The following is a 21,983-nucleotide window of genomic DNA, read 5'->3' as shown; positions in this document are numbered from 1 at the left end:
GAGGCTTACGCCTCGTCCTGGTCGGGCATGCCCATCATGTGGAAGCCGGCGTCGACGTGGACCACTTCGCCGGTGGTCGACTTGCCGAGGTCCGAGGCCAGCCACAGAGCACAGCCGGCGACGCCTTCCATCGAGGTGTCTTCCTTCATCGCCGAGAACGCGCGGCCCTGGGCGATCATGCTTCGGCCGCCCGAGATGCCGGCCAGGGCCAGGGTGCGCATGGCGCCGGCCGAGATGGCGTTGGCGCGGATGCCCTTGGGGCCCAGGTCCCGGGCGATGTAGCGGGTCGCCGCTTCCAGCGCCGCCTTGGCCACGCCCATGGTGTTGTAGTTCGGGATGGTCCGCTCCGACCCCAGATAGGTCATGGTGATCAGCGAGCCGCCGTTCGGCATCAGCTTCGAGGCGCGCTTGGCGACGTCCACGAAGCTGAAGGCCGAGATGTTCATGGCCATCAGGAAACCCTCGCGGGTCGTGTTGTCCACGAACGAGCCCTTCAGCTCGTTCTTGTTGGCGAAGGCCACCGAGTGGACGACGAAGTCGATCGTGCCGAACACCTTCTCGATTTCCGCGAAGGCCGCGTCCATCGAGGCGTCGTCGGTGACGTCGGCCGGGATCATCGTCTTGACGCCGATGCTCTCGGCCAGCGGGCGCACGCGGCGCTCCAGCTCTTCGCCCTGATAGGTGAAGGCCATCTCGGCGCCCTGGGCGGCCAGCTGGCTGGCGATGCCCCAGGCGATCGAATTGTGGTTGGCCACGCCCATGACGAGGCCCTTCTTGCCCCGCATCAGCTCACCCTTGGGGAACGCGTAATCGTCGGCCATGTGTCGGGCCCTCTATGGCAAATCGTTGTGCGCTGGTTAGCAGGCGGGAGGGCCGCGCGGAACCCTTCAGCGTTTGGCCATGCCCTCGAAGGCGGCCTCCAGGGACCGGGCGAAGGCGGCCGGATCGAAGACTTTCGACGTTCGGATGGCCTTCCGGACACGGTCATTCAGCGCTTTGAGCGCGGCCTGATCGGCGGCCAGGGCGAGCGCCTTGGCCGTGTAGTCGGCCGACGTCCGCGCGATCAGTTCGGGCAGGCCGAGGGCGGTCAGCAGGCTGGACCCGACCCGGCTGGCGAAGCTGTGGCCCGGCAAGGTCAGCAGCGGAACGCCCATCCGCAGCGCGTCGCTGGCGGTGGTGTGGGCGCCGTAGGGCCAGGTGTCGAGCATCAGGTCGGCCAGGACGTGGCGGGCCAGGTGCTGGTCATGGGGCGCGGGCGCGGCGAAGACCAGACGTTCGGGCCCGATTCCGGCCTTGGCCGCGTGGGCCCGCAGATTGTCGGCCGCCCCGGGCGCGCCGGCGTAGAGCCACAGAACGCTGCCCGTCGCGGCCTTCAGGATCGCCATCCAGGCCTCGAACACCTCCGGCGTGATCTTGGCCGGGTTGTTGAAGCAGCCGAAGACAAACGCGCCCTCGGGCAGCCCCGCCGCGGCGCGGGAGGGCGGCGGCGGGACGGGAACCAGAGCGTCGTTCGGCTGATAGAGCGGCAGGCGCACCACCGCCTCGGACCAGTCGCCCTCGGCGCCCGGTGGGATCGTCACGGCGTCGGCCAGCACGATGTCGGCATGGACGCCCAGCGTGCCGGGATAGCCCAGCCAGCTGACCCGGACCGGCGCGGGACGATGGGCCAGGATCCCCGGCCGGCCGTCCTGGGTATAGCCTTTCAGGTCGACGGCGATGTCGACGCCGAGCTCTCGGCACCGCGCGGCGATGGCGGCGTCGGACAGGGCGCGAGCCTCGATCCAGTGCTCGCAGGCCGCCTTCAGGCGATCGCGCATCGGGCTGGAGACCTCGGGGCCGTAGGAAACGGCGAAGATCTCGAACCTGAAGCGATCGTGCGCCTCCAGCACACCCGCCAGCAGGCGGGCGGTGGCGTGTTCGTGCAGGTCGGCCGAGAGATAGGCGACGCGGAGACGCTGGCCCCCGGGCCGCTCGGGCCATGTGGGCGCCGGGACCTCCGGCGGCGCGGCCAGGGTCGCGCAGCGGCGGTGCAGGACGGGGATGTCGAAGATCGCCAGGGCCGCGAACGGGGCGATGGCGAGGCGGCCCAGCTTCAGCTCGGCCTTGACCAGCATCTCCAGCGCCGCGTCTTCGTCCCAGTCACAGGTCTGGCGCCGCGCCCACATCAGGTCGCCGGCCAGACGCGGATGCAGCGGATCGATCTCCATCACCGCCTCGAGATCCCGCGCCGCCTGTGCCGGACGGTTCAGCAGCAGCAACAGGGCCGCGCGGCTGGTCAGCGGCTTGGCGTCGCCCGGCGAAGCCTGAACGGCGCGGTCGAGGACCGCCAGCGCTTCCTCGAATCCGCCCAGCCGCTGCAGGGACGCGGCCAGGGCCCCGAGCACCGGGGGATTGTCAGGATCGGCCGCCAGGGCGGCGCGGGCGGCGGCAACCGTCTCGGCGTCACGGCCCAGGCTATGGAGGACAAGGGTCTTCGCCGACAGTAAGCCGGGCCGTCGGGCGTCCATCGCCAGTCCGGCGTTCAAGGCCGCCAACGCCTCCCAGGCCTGACCCAGGCCCAGGCGCGAGGCGCCCAGGACGTGCCAGGCCTCGACGCTGGGCGCGTCGGTGATCAGGCGCTCGCACAGGTCGGCGGCCTCGGCCAACCGGCCGGCGCGATAGAGGTCGTAGGCTTGGCGGGCGGTCGCCAAGCGGTCCGTCAGTCGACGCGGCTGAAGATCAGCGTGCCGTTGGTGCCGCCAAAGCCGAAGCTGTTGGACATCACCGTCTCCAGCGGCTTGTCGACGCGCTGGCGCAGGATCGGCAGGTCGGCGAACTCGGGGTCCAACTCCTCGATGTGGGCGCTCTCGGCGGCGAAGCCGTTGTCGAGCATCAGGATCGAGTAGATGGCCTCCTGCGCGCCGGCGGCGCCCAGGCTGTGACCGGTCAGGGACTTGGTCGACGAGATCATCGGGGCCTTGTCGCCGAACACCTCGCGCACCGCGCCCATCTCCTTGCTGTCGCCGACCGGCGTCGAGGTGCCGTGCGGGTTCAGGTAGTCGATGGTCCGGTTCCCGGCGTCGGCCATGGCGAGCTTCATGCAGCGCGCCGCGCCCTCGCCCGACGGGGCCACCATGTCGTAGCCGTCGGAATTGGCGGCGTAGCCCACCAGCTCCCCGTAGATCTTGGCCCCGCGCGCCTTGGCGCGTTCGTACTCTTCCAGCACCACGATCCCGGCGCCGCCGGCGATCACGAAGCCGTCGCGGTTCTTGTCGTAGGCGCGGCTGGCCACGGCCGGACGGTCGTTGAAGTTGCTGCTCATGGCGCCCATGGCGTCGAACAGGTTCGACAGGGTCCAGTCCAGCTCCTCGCAGCCGCCGGCGAAAACGACGTCCTGCTTGCCCATCTGGATCTGCTCGGCGGCCGCGCCGATGCAGTGGGCGCTGGTCGCGCAGGCCGAGCTGATCGAATAGTTGATCCCGCGGATCTTGAACCAGGTCGACAGCACAGCCGACGGGCCCGAGCTCATGGCCTTGGGCACGGCGAACGGGCCGATGCGCTTGGGGCCCTTCTCCTTGGTCGTGGCCGCAGCCTCGACGATGACGCGGGTCGAAGGACCGCCCGAGCCGACGATCAGGCCGGTGCGCTCGTGGCTGATCTCCCCCTCGGAAAGGCCCGAGTCGGCGATCGCCTGCTCCATGGCGATGTGGGCGTAGGCCGTGCCGGGCGCGAGGAAGCGCGCCGCGCGGCGATCGACCAGCGACTCCCAGTCGATGTGGGGCGCGGCGTGGACCTGGCAGCGGAAGCCCAGCTCGGCATATTCCGGCGCGGCGATCACGCCCGACTTAGCCTCGCGCAGGGAGGCCAGCACCTCATGGGCGTTGTTGCCGATGGACGAGACGATCCCCAGTCCGGTGACGACGACGCGACGCATTCTTTAAATCCTCTTCTCCCCCTCCGATCCGTCAGGGGCCGGTTCTTTCGCTAAACGACCGGTCTTTAACTAACGGATCAAGCCATCTGTTCAGGCGTGAACAGGCCGACCTTCAGGTCCTTGGTTTCGTAGATCACCTTGCCGTCGGCCTCCAGCACGCCTTCGCCGATTCCCATGACGAGCTTGCGCATGATGACGCGCTTCAGGTCGATCTTGTAGACGACCTTCTTCACGTCCGGAGTCACCTGGCCGGTGAACTTGACCTCGCCGACGCCCAGGGCGCGGCCCCGGCCGGGCGCGCCCGACCAGCCCAGGAAGAAGCCGACCAGCTGCCACATGGCGTCCAGGCCCAGGCACCCCGGCATGACCGGGTCGCCGATGAAGTGGCAACCGAAGAACCAAAGGTCCGGATTGATGTCGAATTCGGCTTCGACATAGCCCTTGCCGTACTTGCCGCCTTCCGACTCGATGCGGACGATCCGGTCGAACATCAGCATCGGCGGGGCCGGCAGCTGGGCGTTGCCGGGGCCGAAAAGCTCGCCGCGGCCGCAGGCCAGAAGTTCTTCGTAGGTGTAGGCGTTCTTCTGCATGGGGCACGCCCTAGCACGGCGCCGGGCCGGGCCTCAATGTTTCCCTGTCGAAACAGATCGTGAAGGGGTCAGTCCTTGCGACACTGGACAGCCGGGTCGGCGCCCCAGATGTCGCCCTCGCGCGCCCAGCCGACCGCTCCGTCGGCGCGCAGCCGGCACCAGCCCTTCTCGCACTTGTCCAGCGCCGCCACCCCGCGCGCCTTCAGATAGGCGGTCACTTTCGCCCCGTCCTTGGGCGATTTCAGCAGCGGCAGGTTGGTCGGCTGGACGCGCATGGCCGAGCGGCGGCCGTCGACCGTGCGCTTGTGCACCCAGGCCAGGCCGCCTTCGGGATCACAGATCCGCCGCCATTCGCGGGTTTCGGCGATCACCTGCACCGGCAGGCCCTTGGCGTGGTAGATCCACAAGAGCTGATGGGCCTCGTCCGGACCCTTGCGCGCATTCACTTCGGCGTATTTCAGCGAGACGTAGCGCGGCACCTCCAGCCCCGAGGGGGTGACCCTGGGGCCCTCGGCCGCCGCCGGACCGGCCGCCACGATCGCGAATCCCAGGAAAAGTCCCGTGAAACGCATCCTGGGCAAACCTTGTTCTGTTTTCGACGGCATGTTGCTTGGCCCTTCCGGGCCCCTTTGCTACAGCTTTCAAACGCCCGTCAGTGAGAGCTTTTCAGTCCGACCATGGCCGCCCGCAAGCTCAAAGTCGTCGTCACCCGCAAACTCCCCGATCCGGTGGAGACGCGGATGTGCGAACTGTTCGACACCGAACTCAACGTCACCGACACGCCGATGACGGCGGACGAGCTGGTCGACGCCATGAGCCGCGCGGACGTCCTGGTGCCAACCATCACCGATCGTATCGACTCGCGCCTTCTGTCGCGATCCGGCGATCGGCTCAAGCTGATCGCCAACTTTGGCGCGGGCGTCGACAATATCGACGTCGCCACGGCCAATGCGCGCGGCATCATCGTCACCAACACGCCGGGCGTCCTGACAGAGGACACCGCCGACCTGACCATGACCCTGATCATGGCCGCCTCGCGCCGGATCGTCGAAGGCGCCGAAGTGGTCAAGGCTGGCGGCTTCCACGGCTGGTCTCCGACCTGGATGCTGGGCCGCCGCCTTTGGGGCAAGCGCCTGGGCATCATCGGCATGGGCCGCATCGGCCAGGCCGTGGCCCGCCGCGCCAAGGCCTTCGGCATGCAGGTGCACTACCACAACCGCAAGCCCGTCAGCCCGCGCATCGCCGAGGAGCTGGGCTGCACCTATTGGGAAAGCCTGGACCAGATGCTGGCCCGGATGGACTTCATCTCGGTCAACTGCCCGCACACCCCGGCGACCTATCATCTGCTGTCGGCCCGCCGGCTGAAGCTGCTGCGGCCGCACGCGGTCATCGTCAACACCGCGCGCGGCGAGGTGATCGACGAGGGGGCTCTCGCCAACATGCTGGCCAAGGGCGAGATCGCGGGCGCGGGCCTCGACGTCTACGAACACGAGCCGGCCATCAATCCCAAGCTGCTGAAGCTGCCCAATGTCGTGCTGCTGCCGCACATGGGCTCGGCCACGGTCGAGGGCCGCATCGACATGGGCGAAAAGGTCATCGTCAACGTGAAGACCTTCATGGACGGCCACCGACCGCCGGACCGCGTCATCCCGTCGATGCTGTAGGGGCGCTCAACACCGCTACCCCGCCAGCGGATATTCCCGCTCGAGCCGATAGACCGAGCCCGCGCTGGTCTGCCAGCTGGAATAGAGCCCGAACCGGTCGACGCGGAAGCTTGGCGACTTCAAGAGGTTGTGCGCCTGGATCCAGGCCCCGACCTCGGGGACGGCGGCGCGCTTCAGATAGGCCAGGGTCACGTGCGGCGTGTAGACCCGCGTCTCGGGCTTGAGCTCGGCCGCGCGGGCGGCGCTTTCGTTGGCCTTCTGCAGGCGGCGCAGCGGCGCGCTGTCCTCGACGCCGGCCCACACCGCGTGGATGTCGGCGCCCTCGCCGAAATGGCCGGCGCCGACGAGGGTGAGGTCGAAGGCCGGGGCGTCGATCTGCATCAAAGCCTCGTCCAGATCGTCGGCCACGTTCTCCGCGACGTCGCCGATGAAGCGCAGCGTGATGTGGAACGCCTCCAGCGGCCGCCAGCGCGCGCCCTCGATCCCGTGCTGGCGCGAGAGCAGGCCCTCGCCGATTTCCGGCGGGACGGCGATGGCGGTGAACAGGCGGATCATGTCGACCTAACGCTTACGGGCACGGATTGGGGTGGCGGGCGTGGATGGCGTTGACGGCGTCTTCCAGGTCGTCGGTCCAATCGAGGTCGAAGGCGTCGATATTGGTCTGCAGCTGGGCCATCGAGGTCGCGCCGATGATGGTGGCGGTCACGAACGGCCGCGCGTCGCAGAACTTCAGGGCCAGCTGGGCGGGATCCAGGCCATTAGCCTGGGCCAGCGCCACATAGGCGTGGAAGGCCTCCTGCGAGCCGGGCCCCTCGTAGCGCTGCATGCGGTTGTAGAGCGCCTTGCGCGAACCGGCCGGCGTCGCGCCGTCCAGGTACTTGCCGGTCAGCTGGCCCTGAGCCAGGGGCGAATAGGCCAGCAGGCCCACCTGCTCGCGCATGGCGATCTCGGCCAGGCCATATTCGAAGGTGCGATTGGCGAGGTGGTAGGCGTTCTGGATCGAGGCGATGCGGGGCAGGCCTTTCGTTTCGCTCTCGGCCAGGAAGCGCATCACGCCCCAGGGGAACTCGTTCGAGACGCCGACATGGCGGATCGAGCCCTTCTTCACATGGGCGTCCAGCGCCTCAAGGATGCTGGCGAAGCTCTCGTACTCCTGGTCGTAGTCCTTGAAGGTCTGGCCGCCGAACACCCGCACCCGGCGGTCGGGCCAGTGCAGCTGGTAGAGATCCAGATAGTCGGTCTTCAGACGGCGCAGCGAGCCCTCGACGGCCTCGTCGATCTGGGCCTTGGTCTGACGGGTGGTCGCGCCGTCCTTGCGCATCCACGAGAGACCGCCGAACGCCGCGCCCTGGCCGGCGACCTTCGAGGCCAGCACCACCTCGTGGCGCTTGCCCGTCTTCTGGAACCACGAGCCGATATATTCCTCGGTGCGACCCTGGGTCTCCGGACTGGGCGGGCTGGCGTACATCTCGGCCGTGTCCCAGAAGGTCACGCCCCGCCCCAGGGCGTAGTCCATCTGGTCGTGGGCCTCGGCCTCCGTATTCTGCGAGCCCCAGGTCATGGTGCCCAGGCAGCAGCGCGAGACCGTCACATCGGTCCGACCCAGCTTGGCGTATTCCATCGGCGCGTCCCTCGTTCTTGTTCTTCGCCTTTGTTCTTAAGGGGTCGGGCGGCGGCTTGGGAAGCGTCCGGTCGGCGCGCGAGCGCATACCATGTATACTTTTCGAACAGGGATTGCGCCGGACGCGAGGACACCCGATATTTCGAGGGCGTCCACCGTGGACGCCTAGCTCAAGGGCTTAATTCGATGAACGACTTCAACCGCGGCTACGCGCGCTCGATCCCGGCGGATCGCGCCGACATGTCGGTTGACGCCGGCCTGCGTAGTTTCATGCTCGGCGTCTACAACAAGGTGGCGCTGGGCCTCCTGCTGTCGGCTGGCCTGGCCTTCCTGACCAGCGCCTATCAGCCGGTGGCCAGCCTGCTGTACGTGCTGACCCCCGACGGCCGCCTGGCCGGCTTCACGATGCTGGGCACCATCGTCCGCTTCGCGCCGCTGGTGATGATGCTGGTCGCCATGTTCGCCATGCGCAACCCGACCGCCCGGTCGTCCGGCATCCTGTACTGGGCGCTGGTCGCCTCGATGGGCGCCGGCCTCGGCGTCTGGCTGCTGGCCTATACCGGCGCCTCGGTCGCCGCGACCTTCCTGATCACGGCCATCGCTTTCGGCGGCCTCAGCCTGTTCGGCTACACGACCAAGAAGGACCTGACCGGCTTTGGCAGCTTCCTGATCATGGGCCTGATCGGCCTGGTGCTGGCCTCGCTGGTTCAGATGTTCTTCCCGATGCCGGGTCTGGGCTTCATCATCAGCATCCTGGGCGTCTTCATCTTCGCGGGCCTGATCGCCTACGACACCCAGAACCTGAAGATGACCTACTACCAGCTGGGCGGCGACCAGCAGTCGATGGCCGTGGCCACCAACTACGGCGCGCTGAGCCTCTATCTGAACTTCATCAACCTGTTCCAATTCCTGCTCAGCATCATGGGCAACCGCCGCTAAGGCCGGCGTTCCGGAACGGACAAGACGAGCCCCGGCGGGACACCGCCGGGGCTTTTTCTTTGGCCCTCGCGCGCCCACATTGATGGCGATGGAGACGACGATGATCCGGACCCTCACTCTTACCGCCGCCTTGGCGGCCGCCGGCCTCGCCCACGCCGAGACCGCGCTTCCGGCCTATCCGCCTGCGGCCAAGACGCCCAACCTGGCCCTGCCTCTGAACCTGAAGCCGGCCGGTCCGATCGAACTGCGCTACGCCCAGGCGCCGGCGCCGCTGCCGAGGGGCCTCGCGCGCACGGCGATCGAGCGCCGCGAAGGCGGCGTCTCGGGCGGCATCGGCGTCTTGTGCGGCATCCAGCCCAGCGCCGACACCAGCGGCGTCGGTACGGCGCGAGGCTATGATAACGAAGGCCGCTTCGTCGGCGCCAAGCTCGGCTTCTCGTTCTAAGCCCTGAAGTTCAGTCGACGACCGAGAACTTGCCCTTCTCGAACACCCGCAGCACCTGAGTCAGTTCGTGGCCGCGCTTGAGGATCTGGCCGCCCTGGCCGAACACCGCCCAGGCGCCCTGCTTGCGCGCCAGGGCCGGATGCTTCTCGACCCGATAGAGCGGCGCCTCGGCCGCGTGACGGAAGATCGAGAAGACGGCGCGGTCCGAGAGACCCGCGATGCCGTAGTCGCGCCACTCGCCGGCGGCGACCATGCGGCCATAGAGGCGCATCAGCTGGTCGAGCTCTCGCCGCTCGAAAAAGACGACGCCGCCGACCGGCGTGGGCTGGGAATCCAGAGCCATGAGAAGAATCTAGCCCCAAATCAGGCGATTGGAACAGCTCCGTGTCGCGACGGTCACGCCGGGCGGAAATGACACGCCATGGACACGACGCGCCGCGAAAGGACCTTATTTCGGTCCTTCGCCCGCCTGCTTGCGGGTCGATAAAGTCAGTGTCGGCTGATCGGACACCCTGTGGTCAGGATCCTGAACAGCCCCCCCAGCCCCCAGATCGCGGGCCGGTCAGCCGACAGACTTGAAATATCCCCCTCCCCCAATGAGCCCGCGCGGATCCCCCTCCCGCGCGGGCTTTTTGCGTTCGGGCCCCGGCCTGTAACAGGTTCGAGACGTTCGTCGCATGACGGTCACGCCGCGCCCTCAAAGCACCTTGGTTTGGTCCAGCGCTCGCCCGCTTGGGGGTCGATAAGGTGACTGTCGACGAAGACGGACCGGGGTTCTGTCCAGCCCCCCCAGCCCCCTCCGGTCTTCCCCCTTCGGCGACGCTTAAAGGAACCCGCGCGGCCATTCCCCTCCCGCCGCGCGGGTTTTCCTTTGTCCGGAAAGCGGCAAATCAGCGCTCGGCGGGGGACGCCTGCAGCACGCCCAGAATGCGGCCGCCCTTGGCGCCCTGCACCAACACCACGGTCACCAGATCGGCGTCGGCGGCAGGCGGCAGGCGATAGAGCTTGGGCTTGCCCGCCCAGGGGCCGAGGCGAACCAGTTCGCGCACGACATTGCGATGGACCAGGGTCTGGCCCTTGTTGTCGCCGCGCTTGACGGCGATGTCCTGTTCACGCGGATCGTAGCGCACCAGCCAGACCTCGCCGCCGCCGCGCGGGGCGGGGCCCGAGCCGATGGCGACGCGGGTCTTGCCGACGAATTCCATGTCCGGCGGATTGGCCGGCGCCTTGGCCGCCGACTTCACGAGATCCTCGATCGCCTCGGCCTTGGTTCCCGAGGCCTGGACGCGACCGCCGACCACCATCTGGGGCGTCGGCACGTCGCGCAGGGCGAACTTCTTGGCGTAGGCGCGCTGGCGCTCGGCGAAGTCGGGCTTGGCGAAGGTGTCCTTCCAGCCCAGGTAGTCCCAGTAGTCCACCGAATAGGTCAGGGCCAGGACGCCGTCGCGCTGGGACAGCTCGGCCGCCAGCTGGTTGGCCTTGCCGCAGGACGAGCAGCCCTGGGCGGTGAACAGCTCGACCACCACGGGCGGCTTTCCCGCCCACGCGGCCGGAGCCCAAGCCAGGGACGACGCGACGCCGGACAGGGCCAGGCAGAACAGAGAGAGGGCGGCCTTACGCATTGCGGGTCACTTAAGCCAAGAACGCCCAGGATAGCCGTTCACGAGGCCGTGAATAGCGGCGGTCCATGGGGAGAAACGGTGGAGACATCGTTGTCAGCCGCCCCGAAACGAGAAGCCGGAACGAAAACGGCCGGCCCCGCGAGGAGCCGGCCGTCTCGTTGAAAGCCTCGCGGCCGTCGCTTAGTCCGCGCGCGCCAGGTTGCGCAGCACGTAGTTCAGCACGCCGCCATTCTTGAAGTATTCAAGCTCGGTCGGGGTGTCGATGCGGCAGCGGACCGGGAAGCGGGCGATGCGGCCATCGGTCGGGCGATACAGCTCGACGATCAGCTGCTTGCGCGGCGCGAGATCCGTCAGACCACGGATGGAGACGATCTCCTCGCCGGTCAGCTCCAGCTTCTGCCAGCCGTCCTGGACGAACTGCAGCGGCAGGACGCCCATGCCGACCAGGTTCGAGCGGTGGATGCGCTCGAAGCTTTCGCAGATCACCGCGCGGACGCCGAGCAGCTTGGTGCCCTTGGCGGCCCAGTCACGCGACGAACCGGTGCCGTATTCCTTGCCGCCGAAGACGACCGCCGGACGGCCTTCTTCCTGGTACTTCATGGCCGCGTCGTAGATCGACATCACTTCGCCGGTCGGGAAGTGCTTGGTCACGCCGCCTTCGATGTCCGGGGTGATCCGGTTACGGATCCGGATGTTGGCGAACGTGCCGCGCATCATCACCTGGTGGTTGCCGCGGCGGGCGCCGTAGCCGTTGAAGTCCACCGGCTGGACGCCGTGGTCGATCAGGAACTTGCCGGCGGGGCTGGAGGCCTTGATCGAGCCGGCCGGGCTGATGTGGTCGGTGGTGATCGAGTCGCCGAACACGGCCAGGATCCGGGCTTCCACGATGTCGGTCACCGGAGCCGGCGTCATCGACATGTTCGGGAAGTACGGCGGGTTCTGGACGTAGGTCGAGTCGGCTTCCCAGGCGTAGGTCTGGCCGCCGGTCACCTTGATGCCCTGCCAGTTCTTGTCGCCCTTGAAGACGTCGCCGTAGCGGGTGGCGAACATCTTCTCGTTGATCGCCTTGCGCTGCAGGGCGGCGATGTCCTCGTTCGAGGGCCAGATGTCCTTCAGGTAGACGTCGTTGCCCTTCTTGTCCTGGCCGATCGGCTGGGTGGCCAGGTCGATCTTCAGGCTGCCGGCCAGGGCGTAGGCCACCACCAGCGGCGGCGAGGCCAGGTAGTTGGCGCGCACGTCCGGGTTCACGCGGCCTTCGAAGTTGCGGTTGCCCGAGAGCACCGAGCAGGCGACCAGGTCGTTGTCGTTGATCGTCTTGCTGATGGCTTCCGGCAGCGGACCCGAATTGCCGATGCAGGTGGTGCAGCCGTAGCCGACGAGGTTGAAGCCCAGGGCGTCCAGCGACTTGGTCAGGCCGGCCTTGGCCAGGTAGTCGGTGACCACCTGCGAGCCGGGGGCCAGCGAGGTCTTCACCCACGGCTTGACCTTCAGGCCCTTGGCGACCGCGTTCTTGGCCAGCAGGCCGGCGGCGATCAGCACCGAGGGATTGCTGGTGTTGGTGCACGAGGTGATGGCCGCGATGACCACGTCGCCGTGACCGACGTCGAAGTTCTCACCCTCGACCGGGGCGCGCAGCTCGGGGTTCTCGGCCTTGCCGAACTCACCGGCCAGCGACTCGGCGAACTTGGCGGCGGCGTCGGCCAGCAGGACGCGGTCCTGCGGGCGCTTCGGGCCGGCCAGCGAGGGCTGGACCGACGACAGGTCGAGTTCCAGCGTGTCGGTGAAGGTCGGCTCGGCCACGCCGGGCTCCCACCACAGGCCCTGCTCCTTGGCGTAGGCTTCGACCAGAGCGACGCGTTCCGGCGTGCGGCCGGTGCCCTTCAGATAGGCGATGGTCGAGGCCGAGATCGGGAAGAAGCCGCAGGTGGCGCCGTATTCCGGCGCCATGTTGGCGATCGTCGCCTGGTCTTCCAGGGTCAGGTTGGCCAAGGCGTCGCCGTAGAATTCGACGAACTTGCCGACCACGCCCTTCTTGCGCAGCATCTGGGTGACGGTCAGCACCAGGTCGGTGGCCGTCGCGCCTTCCGGCAGGGCGCCGGTCAGCTTGAAGCCGATGACTTCCGGGATCAACATCGGGATCGGCTGGCCCAGCATCGCGGCCTCGGCCTCGATGCCGCCCACGCCCCAGCCCAGAACGGCCAGGCCGTTGACCATGGTCGTGTGGCTGTCGGTGCCGACGACGGTGTCGGGATAGGCGACTTCGGCGCCGTCGACGGTGTTCGTCCAGACGGTTTGCGCCAGGTATTCCAGGTTCACCTGGTGGCAGATGCCGGTGCCGGGCGGCACGACGCGGAAGTTGTTGAAGGCCGACGAGCCCCAGCGCAGGAAGCGGTAGCGCTCGATGTTGCGCTCGTACTCGCGCTTGACGTTGGCGTCATAGGCCTTGGCGTCGCCGAAGTTGTCGACCATCACCGAGTGGTCGATCACCAGGTCGACGGGGTTCAGCGGATTGATCTTGGCCGGGTCGGCGCCCAGGGCGACCATGGCGTCGCGCATGGCGGCCAGGTCGACGACGGCGGGAACGCCGGTGAAGTCCTGCATCAGCACGCGCGCGGGGCGGAAGCTGATCTCGTGCTCGACCGAGCCCTTGTTCTGCAGCCAGGCGGCGACGGCCTTCAGGTCGTCCTCGGCGACCGAGACGCCGTCTTCGTTGCGCAGCAGGTTCTCGAGAAGCACCTTCATCGAGACCGGCAGCGAGGAAGTTCCGGCAAGACCGGCTTCCTCGGCGGCGCGAAGGCTGTAATAGACGTAGGTCTTGCCGCCGACGTTAAGCTCGCGACGGGCTTTCAGGCTGTCCACAGACGCCATTTCTAAGGATCCTTCTCTGTCCACGGCCGCCCGAAAACCACTCCCGGGATCACGCGCTGATCGGAAGGGACACACAGGTTCCGCCTCCGCGCCGCGTACCACCCAAACCGACTGGAGGGGGACGACCGCGCGCTTCTTAGCGCTGCGTTGGCTCAACGTCCATGTCGCGCGCGGGGTCTTGGCGTGTTGAGAGTTGTTCTCATAAAGGATTTGGCGATTACACGCGGCGAGCGCCGCCTGTTCTCGAACCTGGACTTGACGCTGTCCGCCGGCGAAGCGTCTGTTCTGGTGGGACGAAATGGCGCGGGCAAGACCAGCCTGTTGCGCGCCGTCGCCGGGCTTCTGCGCCCGGCCGAGGGGACCATCGCCTTCGAAGGCGTCAACGGGACCATGGAGGCCGACGCCGCGCGGGCCGAGCAGTTGCACCTGCTCGGCCACCAGGACGGCCTGAAATCCAGCCGCACCGCCTGGGAGGAGCTGCGCTTCCAGACCCTGTGGACCGGCGGGACCGAGGCGAGCGCCAGAGCGGCGGCCAAGCGCTTCGACCTGATGCGCCTGCTCGACCTCGAGGTCCGGCGCCTGTCGGCTGGCCAGCGTCGGCGCCTGGCCCTGGCGCGCCTGGCGGCCAGCCCGCGCACGCTGTGGCTGCTGGACGAGCCCATGGCCCCGCTCGACGCGGGACAGCGCGCGGCGTTCGGCGAGGTGATGGCCCAGCACCTGGCCGGCGGCGGCATGATCCTGGCCTCGGTCCACGATCCGCTGCCGATCCCCACGCGTTCCGTGGAGATCGGACAATGAGAGCGTTCGGCGTCCTTCTCCGGCGCGAGCTGTCCCTGGCCTGGGGCCGGGGCGGCGGTCCTCTGCTGGCCCTGACCTTCTACGCCTGCGTCGTGGTGCTGCTGCCCATGGCGTCCGGCCGCGCGCCCGAGCGGCTGGCGGCGATCGCGCCGGGCATCGCCTGGCTGGCCCTGGCCCTGGCGGCCCTTCTCTCGCTCGAAAGGCTGTTCGAGCGCGACTACGAGGACGGGACCCTGGACCTGCTGGCGCTGGGCCCCGCGCCGCTGGAGGCCGTGGCGGTCGCCAAGTGCCTGGCTCAATGGCTGGCGACCGGCGCGCCTCTGGCCTTGGCGGCGCCCGTGGCGGCGCTGATGCTGGGCGCCGACATCAAGGTCATGCCGCTGCTGGTGCTGTGCGCCCTGGTCGGGGGCCTGGCCTTCGCGTTCCTCGGCGGCCTGGGCGCGGCCCTGGCGCTCGGGAGCAAGCGCGGCGGGCTGCTGGTCGCCGTGATCGTGCTGCCGCTGTTCGCCCCGCCGGTGATCTTCGGCGCCGGCGCGCTGGACGGCTATTCGGCCGGCCTGCCCTGGACCGGCGGCCTCATGCTGATGCTGGCCTATTGCGCCGGCGCGGTGGCGTTGTCGCCGCTGGCCATGGGCGCGGCCTGCCGCAACGCTCTGGACTAAGGCGCCAAGATCAAGGGGTGGGCGGAACCGTCGCCTGCAGGTCGCCCGGCTGCGCCTGCCGCTCGCCCAGCACCACCGCCAGGCTGCCGCCGATGATCAGCGCCCCGCCGGCGAGCAGCGGCAGGGTCAGGTGGTCGCCGAACAGCAGCACGCCGCAGGCCGCGCCCATCAGGGGCTCGATGTTGATGAACACCCCGGCGCTAGCCGCCCCGACCCGGCTGGCGCCGAACTGCCAGGCGGCGGTGGCCAGCAGGGTCGCCAAGACGCCCTGGGCGACGACGGCGGCCCAGACCGGGGCGCTGAGATCCAGCCTTGGCGCGCCGTGCATGACAAAGGCGATCGGCAGGATGGTCGCGGCGGCGATGATGATCGACACGGCCGGGATGGCCATCGCATTGGGCGGGGTCGGCGCCCGACGCAGGGTCAGCAGCCAGGCCAGGAACAGGAACAGCGCCGCGATCGAGAGCGCCACGCCCCAGGGCGAGCTGGCGCCGTCCGGCTTGCCGGCGATCAGAGCCGCGCCCAGCGTCGCCGCCGCCACCCCGCCCCAGGACAATCGCGAGACCTTTTCGCCCAGCACCCGGGCGCTGACCGCGATCAGGGCCGGCATCGCCCCCACCAGCAGGGCCGCGACCGTGACGCTGACATGGGCCAGGCCCTCGAACTGGACCAGGAACGCCACGCCGTAGATCACCCCCGAGGCCAGCACGACCGGCGAGCGGAACAGCGCTCGGACCTCGGGCCGCCTTAGGGCGAACGGCGCGGCGGCCAGGGCGGCGACCGCGAAGCGCAGCAGCACCATGTGCGCGGCCTCTGTCTGCGTCAGGATCAGCTTTCCGGTGGGAAAGCCCAGACCCCAGCAGACGCCGGCAAGGGCCAGGGCCAGGAACGCGATCGACTTCATGCGGACTCCGCGCGGAAAAAGAGCGGGGGCAGGCGGGCCGCTCGGCCGACCTCATATCGACGTGTAGCGTCGCTAGGTCCCGGAAATGTCAGTGGTGATAGCGCCGGCCGGCGGATCAGCAAACCCGACTGTCTCAGCCGGGCGTCAAGTCTGTAAAATTGTTCATCTATCCTGACATTTTCGCGCCACATGGCGATGGCCAAGCTTCTCGTCAGTTCAACGACAGGAGCTCACACCATGCGTAAAAGCCTAATTCGCCTGGCGCTCGCGGGCGCCGCCGTCACCGCCCTGGCCGCCGGCGCCGCCTCGGCCCAGATTCCCGCCCCGCCCTCGCCGCCGGCTCCCTCGGCGCCGCCCCCGCCGCCGATGGACGGCATGATGGCCATGGGGCCGGGCATGATGATGATGCACCACGGCCGCGCCCCCAATCCCGAGGCGCACGCCCAGCATCTGCGCGACGTGCTGCAACTGCGCCCCGACCAGGAAGGCGCGCTGAAGGCCTATGTGGACGCGACCTCGCCCAAGATCATGGTCCGCAAGGACAATGACGACGACAAGGACGGCCCCGACCGCGCGATCGACCGCAAGCCGCCGACCACGCTGGAGCGCCTGGACCAGATGTCCAAGGTCGCCGAGGCCATGCAGAAGCGCATCGCCGCCACGCGCGCCTTCTACACCGCCCTGTCGCCCAGCCAGCAGAAGGCCTTCGACGCCCTCGACCTGGAACGCGGCGGCGACCATGTCGTCATTCGCCGCATCGAGACCCGCGGCCCCGCCCCTTTCAAGGGCGCGCGGACCACGGTGATCCAGCGCAAGGTCGGCTGACCCCGGCCGTGCGTCCGGAGGGCGGCGCGCCTGCACGCGCCGCCCTTCTTCGGCGCCTTCCACGGCTCCGTAGCGATACGGCCATTGCCCGCGCCGCCCGGCCGCTCTAGAGCGTGATCCATGGACGCGCGCCACACGTTCGATTTCCTGACCAACCCCGAGCGGTTCATGGCCTTCTCGCGATGGGCCGCCCCGCTGCTGGGCGTTCTATCGACGATCGCGGCCGTCGCCGGTCTCGTCATGACCTTCCTGGTCCCCGAGGACTATCAGCAGGGCGACACGGTGCGGATGATGTTCATCCATATCCCGGCCGCCTCATTGTCGTTGTTCATCTATCTGTGCCTGGGCGTGGCCAGCTTTCTGGCGCTCGTCTTCCGCCAAGCCCTCGCCGACCTCGCGGCCCAGGCCTGCGCCCCGATCGGCGCGGCCTATACGGCGTTGGCCCTGATCACCGGCTCGCTGTGGGGCAAGCCGATGTGGGGCGCCTGGTGGGTTTGGGACGCGCGCCTGACCTCGGTTCTGGTGCTGCTGCTGTTCTATCTCGGCTACATGGCCCTGCGCGGGGCGCTGGAGGACGAGCAGAAGGCCGCGCGCGCCGCCGCCATCCTGGCCCTGGTCGGGCTGATCAATCTGCCGATCGTCAAGTTCTCGGTCGAGTGGTGGAACACCCTGCATCAGGGCTCCTCGACCTTCATGGCCGCCAAGGGCGACGGCCTGCCGGCGATCTACGCCTGGCCGGCCGTGCTGATGGGCCTGGCCTATCTCGGCGCGTTCGGCGCCTTGTGGCTGGTCCGCATCCGCGCGCTCGTCTGGCGGCGCAAGGCTCGCAGCCTGTCGATGAAGCTGGCGGAGGGCGCGCGATGAGCTTCGACTTCGACGCGGGCAAGTATGCGATCTACCTGTGGCCGGCCTTCGCCATATCGGCCCTGGCCTTCGCCTGGATGATCACGAGCAGCCTGCTGATGGCCCGCCGCTGGCGGCGCGAGGCCGAGCGCCTGCAGGCCGAGCTGGAGACCATCAAGTCGTGAAGCGCTGGCTGGCCTTCGTTCCGCTCTTGATCCTGCTGGCCCTGGCGGGCCTGTTCGCCGGCTACGCCTTGAAGCGCGACCCGCGCGTCCAGCCCCACGCCCTGGTCGGCAAGCCGGCTCCGGCCCTGTCCCTGCCCGAACTGACCAGCGGGACGCCGGCGGCGATCCGTACGCCAGGCCAAGGTCCCATCCTGGTCAACTTCTTCGCCTCCTGGTGCGCCCCCTGCGAGGTCGAGCACCCGCAGCTGATGGCGCTGAAGGCCCAAGGCGTGACGGTGGTCGGCGTCGCCTACAAGGACGCCCCGGCCAACACCCAGGCCTTCCTGACCCGGCTCGGCGACCCGTTCGCCCTGCATCTGGTCGATCGAGACGGCCGCGCGGGGCTGGAGTTCGGCGTGACCGGCGTGCCGGAGACCTATCTGGTCGGCACGGACGGCGTCATCCTCGCCAAGCACACCGGCCCGCTGACGCCCGACGCGGCCGAAGAGCTGCTCAAGAAGGCGAAATAGGGCCTCTCACCGAAGCCAAGGTGCGCTTACAGGTCGCGGTCCAGACGCGTTAACTTTGCGTTGACCATACTCGCGCAGCTTTCGTTAACCATGCTAGACTTCGAGTCATGAGCAACGTCCGTCCCGCCGGCTGGCCCGTCGTTCCGTCGCAGACCCCGTCGGTCCCCGCCAAGACCGGCGCGGCGACTGGCGCTTCGACGCGCGCGGCCTTCTTCCAGGCGGCCCTGACCGACGCCGCGCCGACGCGTCCGGCGGTCGCCCCCTCGACGGTGCAGCTGCAGACCCAGGCCCAGCCGCAACAGCGCACCGCGCCGCAGAAGCCGTTCGTGCAGCCCGACGCCCAGCCGCAGAAGATCCTGCGGCCCGGTTCGCTGCTGAATATCCTGGTTTAGCGTCCCTCTCCCCTTGCGGGAGAGGGTGGCCCACGCAGTGGGTCGGGTGAGGGGTCGCGCTGACCCCCGCCGTTCCTCAACCCCTCATCCGGCGCTTCGCGCCACCTTCTCCCGCGAGGGGAGAAGGACTAAGCCGCCTTCTTGGCGGCCTTGTCCTTCTTCACCTTCTTGTCCTTCTTCGGCTTGTCGGCCTTTTCGGCCTTGGCCTTCTTGGACTTCGGAGCGGCCTCTTCGGGGTGCAAGTCCGCGCCGGCGACATCGGCCAGCAGGTCGAGGAAGCCCTCGCGCTTGCTGGGCTTGAGCAGCGCCAGGATCCGGGCGTCGGCCATGGCCACCATCGGGCGGACCGCTTCCAGCGCCTCGCGGCCGGCGGCGGTCAGGCGCACGCTGTTGGCGCGCGCGTCCTCGCTGGAGCGCTGGCGCTCCAGATGGCCCTTGGTGATCATGCGCGCGACCATGTCGGCCAGGGTCGAGCGGTCGATGCCGGTGGCGCGAACCAGGGCCGTCTGGGTGACGCCCTCGTTCTCGGCCACGGCGGCCAGGACGGCGAACTGGCGCTGGGTCACGCCGGCCTCGCCGCACTCCTCGGCATAGATGTCGAGCGCCAGTTGCAGGACCCGGTGCAGAAGATGGCTGGGCGAACGCTCCAGCAGGCTGCCGACCGCTTTGTCGCCCTTACTCTTGGCCATATCTCGCGCCCCCACATCGCACGGTCTTCTCGACCGACGCAGGAACGCTATCACCGGAACACGTCGATTTGACGACAACGGTCCGTGGACGGTGGAAAGCCAGCGTGACTAGAAGCCCGCGTCCGGAGGTTCGGGCGCCGCCGGCTCGTCACCCTTGGCCATGTGCTTCATCATGAAGGGGATCTGGGTCGCGACGAACACCAGGGCCAGCGGCAGAAGGCCCAGGCGGAACTTCACCCAGGTGTCCGTGCCCTGAGTATTGCGCACGATCTCGTTCAGCGCCGCGACGAGGGCGAAATAGGCGCCGTAGCGCAGGGTCAGGGTGCGCCAGGCGGCGTCGGACAGGCGCAGGGCCTCGCCCATCAGCAGCTTCAGCGGCTGGCGGCCCATCAGCGTGCCGCCCAGCAGGAAAGCCGCCAGCGACAGGTTGATCACCGTCACCTTGATCTTCACGAAGACGTCGGAGTGGAAAATCAGGCCCAGGGTCCCGAACACCAGGGCCATGCCGCCGAAGAACAGCGGCAGCAAAGCCAGGCGGCGCTCGACCGCATATCCGATCGCCAGGGCCGCGGCCGAGGCGGCCACAAGCACCCAGGTCGCCTTTTGGAAGTCCTTGGTGACGAAATAGGCCACGCCGAACGCGATGGCCGCGCCGTAGTCGACGACCGTCCGCACCCAGCCGGCGTTCTTCTTGGGGGCCTCTGAAGGCGCTTCGCTCACGGATCAGTCCTTCAGGCCGACGAGCGAGCGCGAGAAGGCCCGGGCGTCGAAGGGTTGCAGGTCCTCGATCCCCTCGCCCACGCCGATCAGCTTGATCGGGCTGTCGGAGGCTCGCGCCACCGGCACCAGCACCCCGCCGCGCGCGGTGCCGTCCAGCTTGGTCATGACAATCCCGGAGACGCCGACCTGGTTGCCGAAGATCTTCTCCTGGGCCAGGGCGTTGCGGCCGACCGTGGCGTCGAGAACCAGAAGGGTCTCGTGCGGATAGTCGGGATCGACCTTCTTCACGACACGGATGACCTTGAGCAGCTCGTCCATCAGGCCCTGCTTGTTCTGCAGGCGGCCGGCGGTGTCGATCAGGACGACGTCGTAGTGCTCGGCCTTGGCGCGCTCGACGGCCTCATAGGCCAGGCCGGCGGCGTCGGCGCCGGTGGGCTTGGACATGAAGTCGGCCCCGGCCCGGTCGGCCCAGACCTTCAGCTGCTCGACGGCGGCGGCGCGGAAGGTGTCGCCGGCGGCGATCAGCACCCGCGCGCCCTTCTCGGTCAGGTCGGCGGCGATCTTGCCGAGCGTCGTGGTCTTGCCCGAGCCGTTGACGCCGATGAACAGCACCACATAGGGGCGCGGGCCGTGCAGCGGATCAAAGCTGCCCTGGCGATCGGCCAGCTCGGCGGCGATCAGCTCGGCCAGGGCCTCCTTGACCTCGTCGTCGGTCGACGACTTGCCAAAGCGCGCCTTGCCGAACGCCTCGGTGATCCGGGCGGCGATCTCGGGACCGAGATCGGCCTCGATCAGCATTTCTTCCAGGGCGTCCAGCTGTTCCTGGTCCAGGGGCTTCTTGGTGAAGACCCCGGTGACCTGCTCGGTCATCGCCTGCGACGTCCGGGTCAGGCCGGATGTCAGGCGTTGGAACCAGCCTTTTTTCTGCTCGGGCTTGTCGCTCATCCGCGCCCCTTTAGCCGACCCGGCGAAAGTGTAAATCGGGATTTAACCGCGCACGGTTAGCGCCGGCCCTCCAAGCGTGCGATGGAAAGGGCATGGACGTGCAACTTGACCCTTTGGGAACAGCGCTTTTCTGGCTCGACTACGCCGCGGCGGCCGTTTTTGGGGCAACCGGCGCCCTCGCGGCGGCCCGGCGCAAGCACGACATCATCACCTTCGGATTTTTCGCCGCGATCACCGGCGTCGGCGGCGGGACGCTGCGCGACCTGCTGATCGGCGCGCCGGTCTTCTGGGTGCAGCGCCCCGGCTACATCGTCGCGTGCCTGGCCGCCGCCACCGTCGTGTGGCTATTGGGCAAGCGCGGCTGGCGCTTCCGCGCCCTGCTGTGGCTGGACGCCCTGGGCATGGCCGCCTATGCCGTGGTCGGCACCGCCAAGGCGCTGGGGCTGGGCGTGCATCCGTTCAGCGCCGTGGTCATGGGCGTCTTGACCACCGCCTTCGGCGGCGTGATCCGCGACGTGCTGGCCGAGGAGCCGAACCTCTTGCTGCGCCGCGAGATCTACATCACTGCCGCCCTGCTGGGCGCCAGCGTGTTCGCGGCGCTGAAGCTGGCGGGCCTGGCGTTCTGGCCGGCGGGGATCGCGGGATTTGTCGCGGCGTTCGGCCTGCGGGCCTGCGCCATCAAGTTCGGCTGGAGCCTGCCGGGGTTCATGGGGGAAGAGAACGCCGACGGGCAATAAATCCTACCCCCAGCGGGTGAGGTGGCGCGAAGCGCCGGTGGGGAAGTCCTGCTGGCCCTGCTTCTTCCCCCTCCGTCGTCTCTTCGAGCCGACACCTCCCCCGCTAGGGGGA

General features: G+C 68.5%; 25 protein-coding genes. 11 read left to right on the top strand and 14 right to left on the bottom strand.

Translation table 11 applies throughout. The features are described from left to right. Nucleotides 1–5: 5 nt before the first annotated feature. The 5 genes from CSW60_RS11755 to CSW60_RS11735 form a co-directional block, all read right to left on the bottom strand. The gene (locus tag CSW60_RS11755) at nt 6–821 is read right to left on the bottom strand and encodes an enoyl-ACP reductase (protein ID WP_099537409.1); all 816 of its coding nucleotides are present in this window, start codon (nt 819–821) and stop codon (nt 6–8) included. Between the two features lie 66 nt (nt 822–887). Then, complete coding sequence (locus CSW60_RS11750) at nt 888–2,690, bottom strand: tetratricopeptide repeat protein (protein WP_099537408.1); 1,803 nt, start codon at nt 2,688–2,690, stop codon at nt 888–890. An 8-nt stretch (nt 2,691–2,698) separates the two neighbouring features. Further along, nucleotides 2,699–3,913, bottom strand: coding sequence for a beta-ketoacyl-ACP synthase I (gene fabB / locus CSW60_RS11745; protein WP_099537407.1), 1,215 nt, complete (start codon nt 3,911–3,913; stop codon nt 2,699–2,701). A 77-nt stretch (nt 3,914–3,990) separates the two neighbouring features. After that, on the bottom strand, nt 3,991–4,503 hold the full coding sequence (fabA, locus tag CSW60_RS11740) for a 3-hydroxyacyl-[acyl-carrier-protein] dehydratase FabA (protein ID WP_099537406.1): 513 nt from the start codon (nt 4,501–4,503) through the stop codon (nt 3,991–3,993). Nucleotides 4,504–4,571: 68 nt separating this feature from the next. After that, the gene (locus tag CSW60_RS11735) at nt 4,572–5,108 is read right to left on the bottom strand and encodes an SH3 domain-containing protein (protein WP_099537405.1); all 537 of its coding nucleotides are present in this window, start codon (nt 5,106–5,108) and stop codon (nt 4,572–4,574) included. A 72-nt stretch (nt 5,109–5,180) separates the two neighbouring features. On the opposite strand from CSW60_RS11735, the gene CSW60_RS11730 reads away from it, so the two are divergent. After that, nucleotides 5,181–6,167, top strand: a complete 987-nt coding sequence (locus CSW60_RS11730) for a D-glycerate dehydrogenase (RefSeq protein WP_099537404.1) — start codon at nt 5,181–5,183, stop codon at nt 6,165–6,167. Between the two features lie 15 nt (nt 6,168–6,182). Here the strand turns inward: CSW60_RS11730 and thpR are convergent, their stop codons facing one another. Beyond that, nucleotides 6,183–6,722, bottom strand: a complete 540-nt coding sequence (gene thpR / locus CSW60_RS11725) for an RNA 2',3'-cyclic phosphodiesterase (protein ID WP_099537403.1) — start codon at nt 6,720–6,722, stop codon at nt 6,183–6,185. Between the two features lie 13 nt (nt 6,723–6,735). Beyond that, nucleotides 6,736–7,788 carry an aldo/keto reductase gene (locus CSW60_RS11720; RefSeq protein WP_099537402.1) on the bottom strand — a complete coding sequence of 351 codons (1,053 nt, stop codon included), beginning with the start codon at nt 7,786–7,788 and terminating at the stop codon, nt 6,736–6,738. 186 nt (nt 7,789–7,974) lie between these two features. Here CSW60_RS11720 and CSW60_RS11715 point away from each other — a divergent pair, with 186 nt between their 5' ends. Together CSW60_RS11715 and CSW60_RS11710 are read left to right on the top strand one after the other, a co-directional pair. After that, nucleotides 7,975–8,727: a Bax inhibitor-1/YccA family protein gene (locus CSW60_RS11715; RefSeq protein WP_099537401.1), complete on the top strand. Its 753-nt coding sequence runs from the start codon at nt 7,975–7,977 to the stop codon at nt 8,725–8,727. 100 nt (nt 8,728–8,827) lie between these two features. Then, on the top strand, nt 8,828–9,172 hold the full coding sequence (locus tag CSW60_RS11710; RefSeq protein ID WP_236634246.1) for a hypothetical protein: 345 nt from the start codon (nt 8,828–8,830) through the stop codon (nt 9,170–9,172). A 10-nt stretch (nt 9,173–9,182) separates the two neighbouring features. Here CSW60_RS11710 and CSW60_RS11705 read toward each other — a convergent pair whose 3' ends face one another. From CSW60_RS11705 to acnA, 3 genes are all read right to left on the bottom strand, one after another. After that, entirely contained in the window at nt 9,183–9,515 is a 333-nt protein-coding gene (locus CSW60_RS11705; RefSeq protein ID WP_099537399.1) for a DUF2794 domain-containing protein, read from the bottom strand. Between the two features lie 547 nt (nt 9,516–10,062). Beyond that, nucleotides 10,063–10,794, bottom strand: coding sequence for a thioredoxin family protein (locus CSW60_RS11695; protein ID WP_099537398.1), 732 nt, complete (start codon nt 10,792–10,794; stop codon nt 10,063–10,065). 180 nt (nt 10,795–10,974) lie between these two features. Continuing rightward, on the bottom strand, nt 10,975–13,662 hold the full coding sequence (acnA, locus tag CSW60_RS11690) for an aconitate hydratase AcnA (RefSeq protein ID WP_099537397.1): 2,688 nt from the start codon (nt 13,660–13,662) through the stop codon (nt 10,975–10,977). Between the two features lie 183 nt (nt 13,663–13,845). On the opposite strand from acnA, the gene ccmA reads away from it, so the two are divergent. Then, nucleotides 13,846–14,460, top strand: coding sequence for a heme ABC exporter ATP-binding protein CcmA (ccmA, locus tag CSW60_RS11685; RefSeq protein WP_099537396.1), 615 nt, complete (start codon nt 13,846–13,848; stop codon nt 14,458–14,460). After that, nucleotides 14,457–15,122, top strand: a complete 666-nt coding sequence (ccmB, locus tag CSW60_RS11680; RefSeq protein WP_099537395.1) for a heme exporter protein CcmB — start codon at nt 14,457–14,459, stop codon at nt 15,120–15,122. Before ccmA ends, ccmB begins: the two co-directional genes overlap by 4 nt. Before the next feature lie 10 nt (nt 15,123–15,132). On the opposite strand, the gene CSW60_RS11675 is transcribed toward ccmB, so the two are convergent. After that, nucleotides 15,133–16,026: a DMT family transporter gene (locus tag CSW60_RS11675; protein WP_099537394.1), complete on the bottom strand. Its 894-nt coding sequence runs from the start codon at nt 16,024–16,026 to the stop codon at nt 15,133–15,135. 237 nt (nt 16,027–16,263) lie between these two features. Between CSW60_RS11675 and CSW60_RS11670 the strand changes: the two genes are divergently transcribed. From CSW60_RS11670 to CSW60_RS11650, 5 genes are all read left to right on the top strand, one after another. Further along, the gene (locus tag CSW60_RS11670; RefSeq protein WP_099537393.1) at nt 16,264–16,851 is read left to right on the top strand and encodes a Spy/CpxP family protein refolding chaperone; all 588 of its coding nucleotides are present in this window, start codon (nt 16,264–16,266) and stop codon (nt 16,849–16,851) included. A 120-nt stretch (nt 16,852–16,971) separates the two neighbouring features. After that, nucleotides 16,972–17,715 (top strand): heme ABC transporter permease CcmC, encoded by a 744-nt coding sequence (gene ccmC, locus CSW60_RS11665; RefSeq protein WP_099537392.1) that lies wholly within the window; start codon nt 16,972–16,974, stop codon nt 17,713–17,715. Next, nucleotides 17,712–17,879 carry a heme exporter protein CcmD gene (ccmD, locus tag CSW60_RS11660; RefSeq protein ID WP_099537391.1) on the top strand — a complete coding sequence of 56 codons (168 nt, stop codon included), beginning with the start codon at nt 17,712–17,714 and terminating at the stop codon, nt 17,877–17,879. Before ccmC ends, ccmD begins: the two co-directional genes overlap by 4 nt. Continuing rightward, nucleotides 17,876–18,388 carry a DsbE family thiol:disulfide interchange protein gene (locus CSW60_RS11655; protein ID WP_099537390.1) on the top strand — a complete coding sequence of 171 codons (513 nt, stop codon included), beginning with the start codon at nt 17,876–17,878 and terminating at the stop codon, nt 18,386–18,388. Before ccmD ends, CSW60_RS11655 begins: the two co-directional genes overlap by 4 nt. A gap of 107 nt (nt 18,389–18,495) precedes the next feature. After that, nucleotides 18,496–18,780 carry a hypothetical protein gene (locus CSW60_RS11650; protein ID WP_099537389.1) on the top strand — a complete coding sequence of 95 codons (285 nt, stop codon included), beginning with the start codon at nt 18,496–18,498 and terminating at the stop codon, nt 18,778–18,780. Nucleotides 18,781–18,908: 128 nt separating this feature from the next. Here the strand turns inward: CSW60_RS11650 and CSW60_RS11645 are convergent, their stop codons facing one another. The 3 genes from CSW60_RS11645 to ftsY form a co-directional block, all read right to left on the bottom strand. Beyond that, the gene (locus CSW60_RS11645; RefSeq protein WP_099537388.1) at nt 18,909–19,469 is read right to left on the bottom strand and encodes a MarR family winged helix-turn-helix transcriptional regulator; all 561 of its coding nucleotides are present in this window, start codon (nt 19,467–19,469) and stop codon (nt 18,909–18,911) included. Between the two features lie 108 nt (nt 19,470–19,577). Beyond that, nucleotides 19,578–20,189 carry an inner membrane-spanning protein YciB gene (locus tag CSW60_RS11640; RefSeq protein ID WP_201723020.1) on the bottom strand — a complete coding sequence of 204 codons (612 nt, stop codon included), beginning with the start codon at nt 20,187–20,189 and terminating at the stop codon, nt 19,578–19,580. Nucleotides 20,190–20,192: 3 nt separating this feature from the next. Further along, complete coding sequence (ftsY, locus tag CSW60_RS11635; RefSeq protein WP_099537387.1) at nt 20,193–21,134, bottom strand: signal recognition particle-docking protein FtsY; 942 nt, start codon at nt 21,132–21,134, stop codon at nt 20,193–20,195. Between the two features lie 92 nt (nt 21,135–21,226). On the opposite strand from ftsY, the gene CSW60_RS11630 reads away from it, so the two are divergent. Then, complete coding sequence (locus tag CSW60_RS11630) at nt 21,227–21,871, top strand: trimeric intracellular cation channel family protein (RefSeq protein WP_099537386.1); 645 nt, start codon at nt 21,227–21,229, stop codon at nt 21,869–21,871. The last annotated feature ends 112 nt before the right edge of the window (nt 21,872–21,983 follow it).

Origin of the sequence: Caulobacter sp. X (genome assembly GCF_002742635.1) — a bacterium.
Classification (GTDB): Bacteria; Pseudomonadota; Alphaproteobacteria; order Caulobacterales; family Caulobacteraceae; genus Caulobacter.
This window is presented reverse-complemented; position numbering and strand designations above follow the sequence as displayed.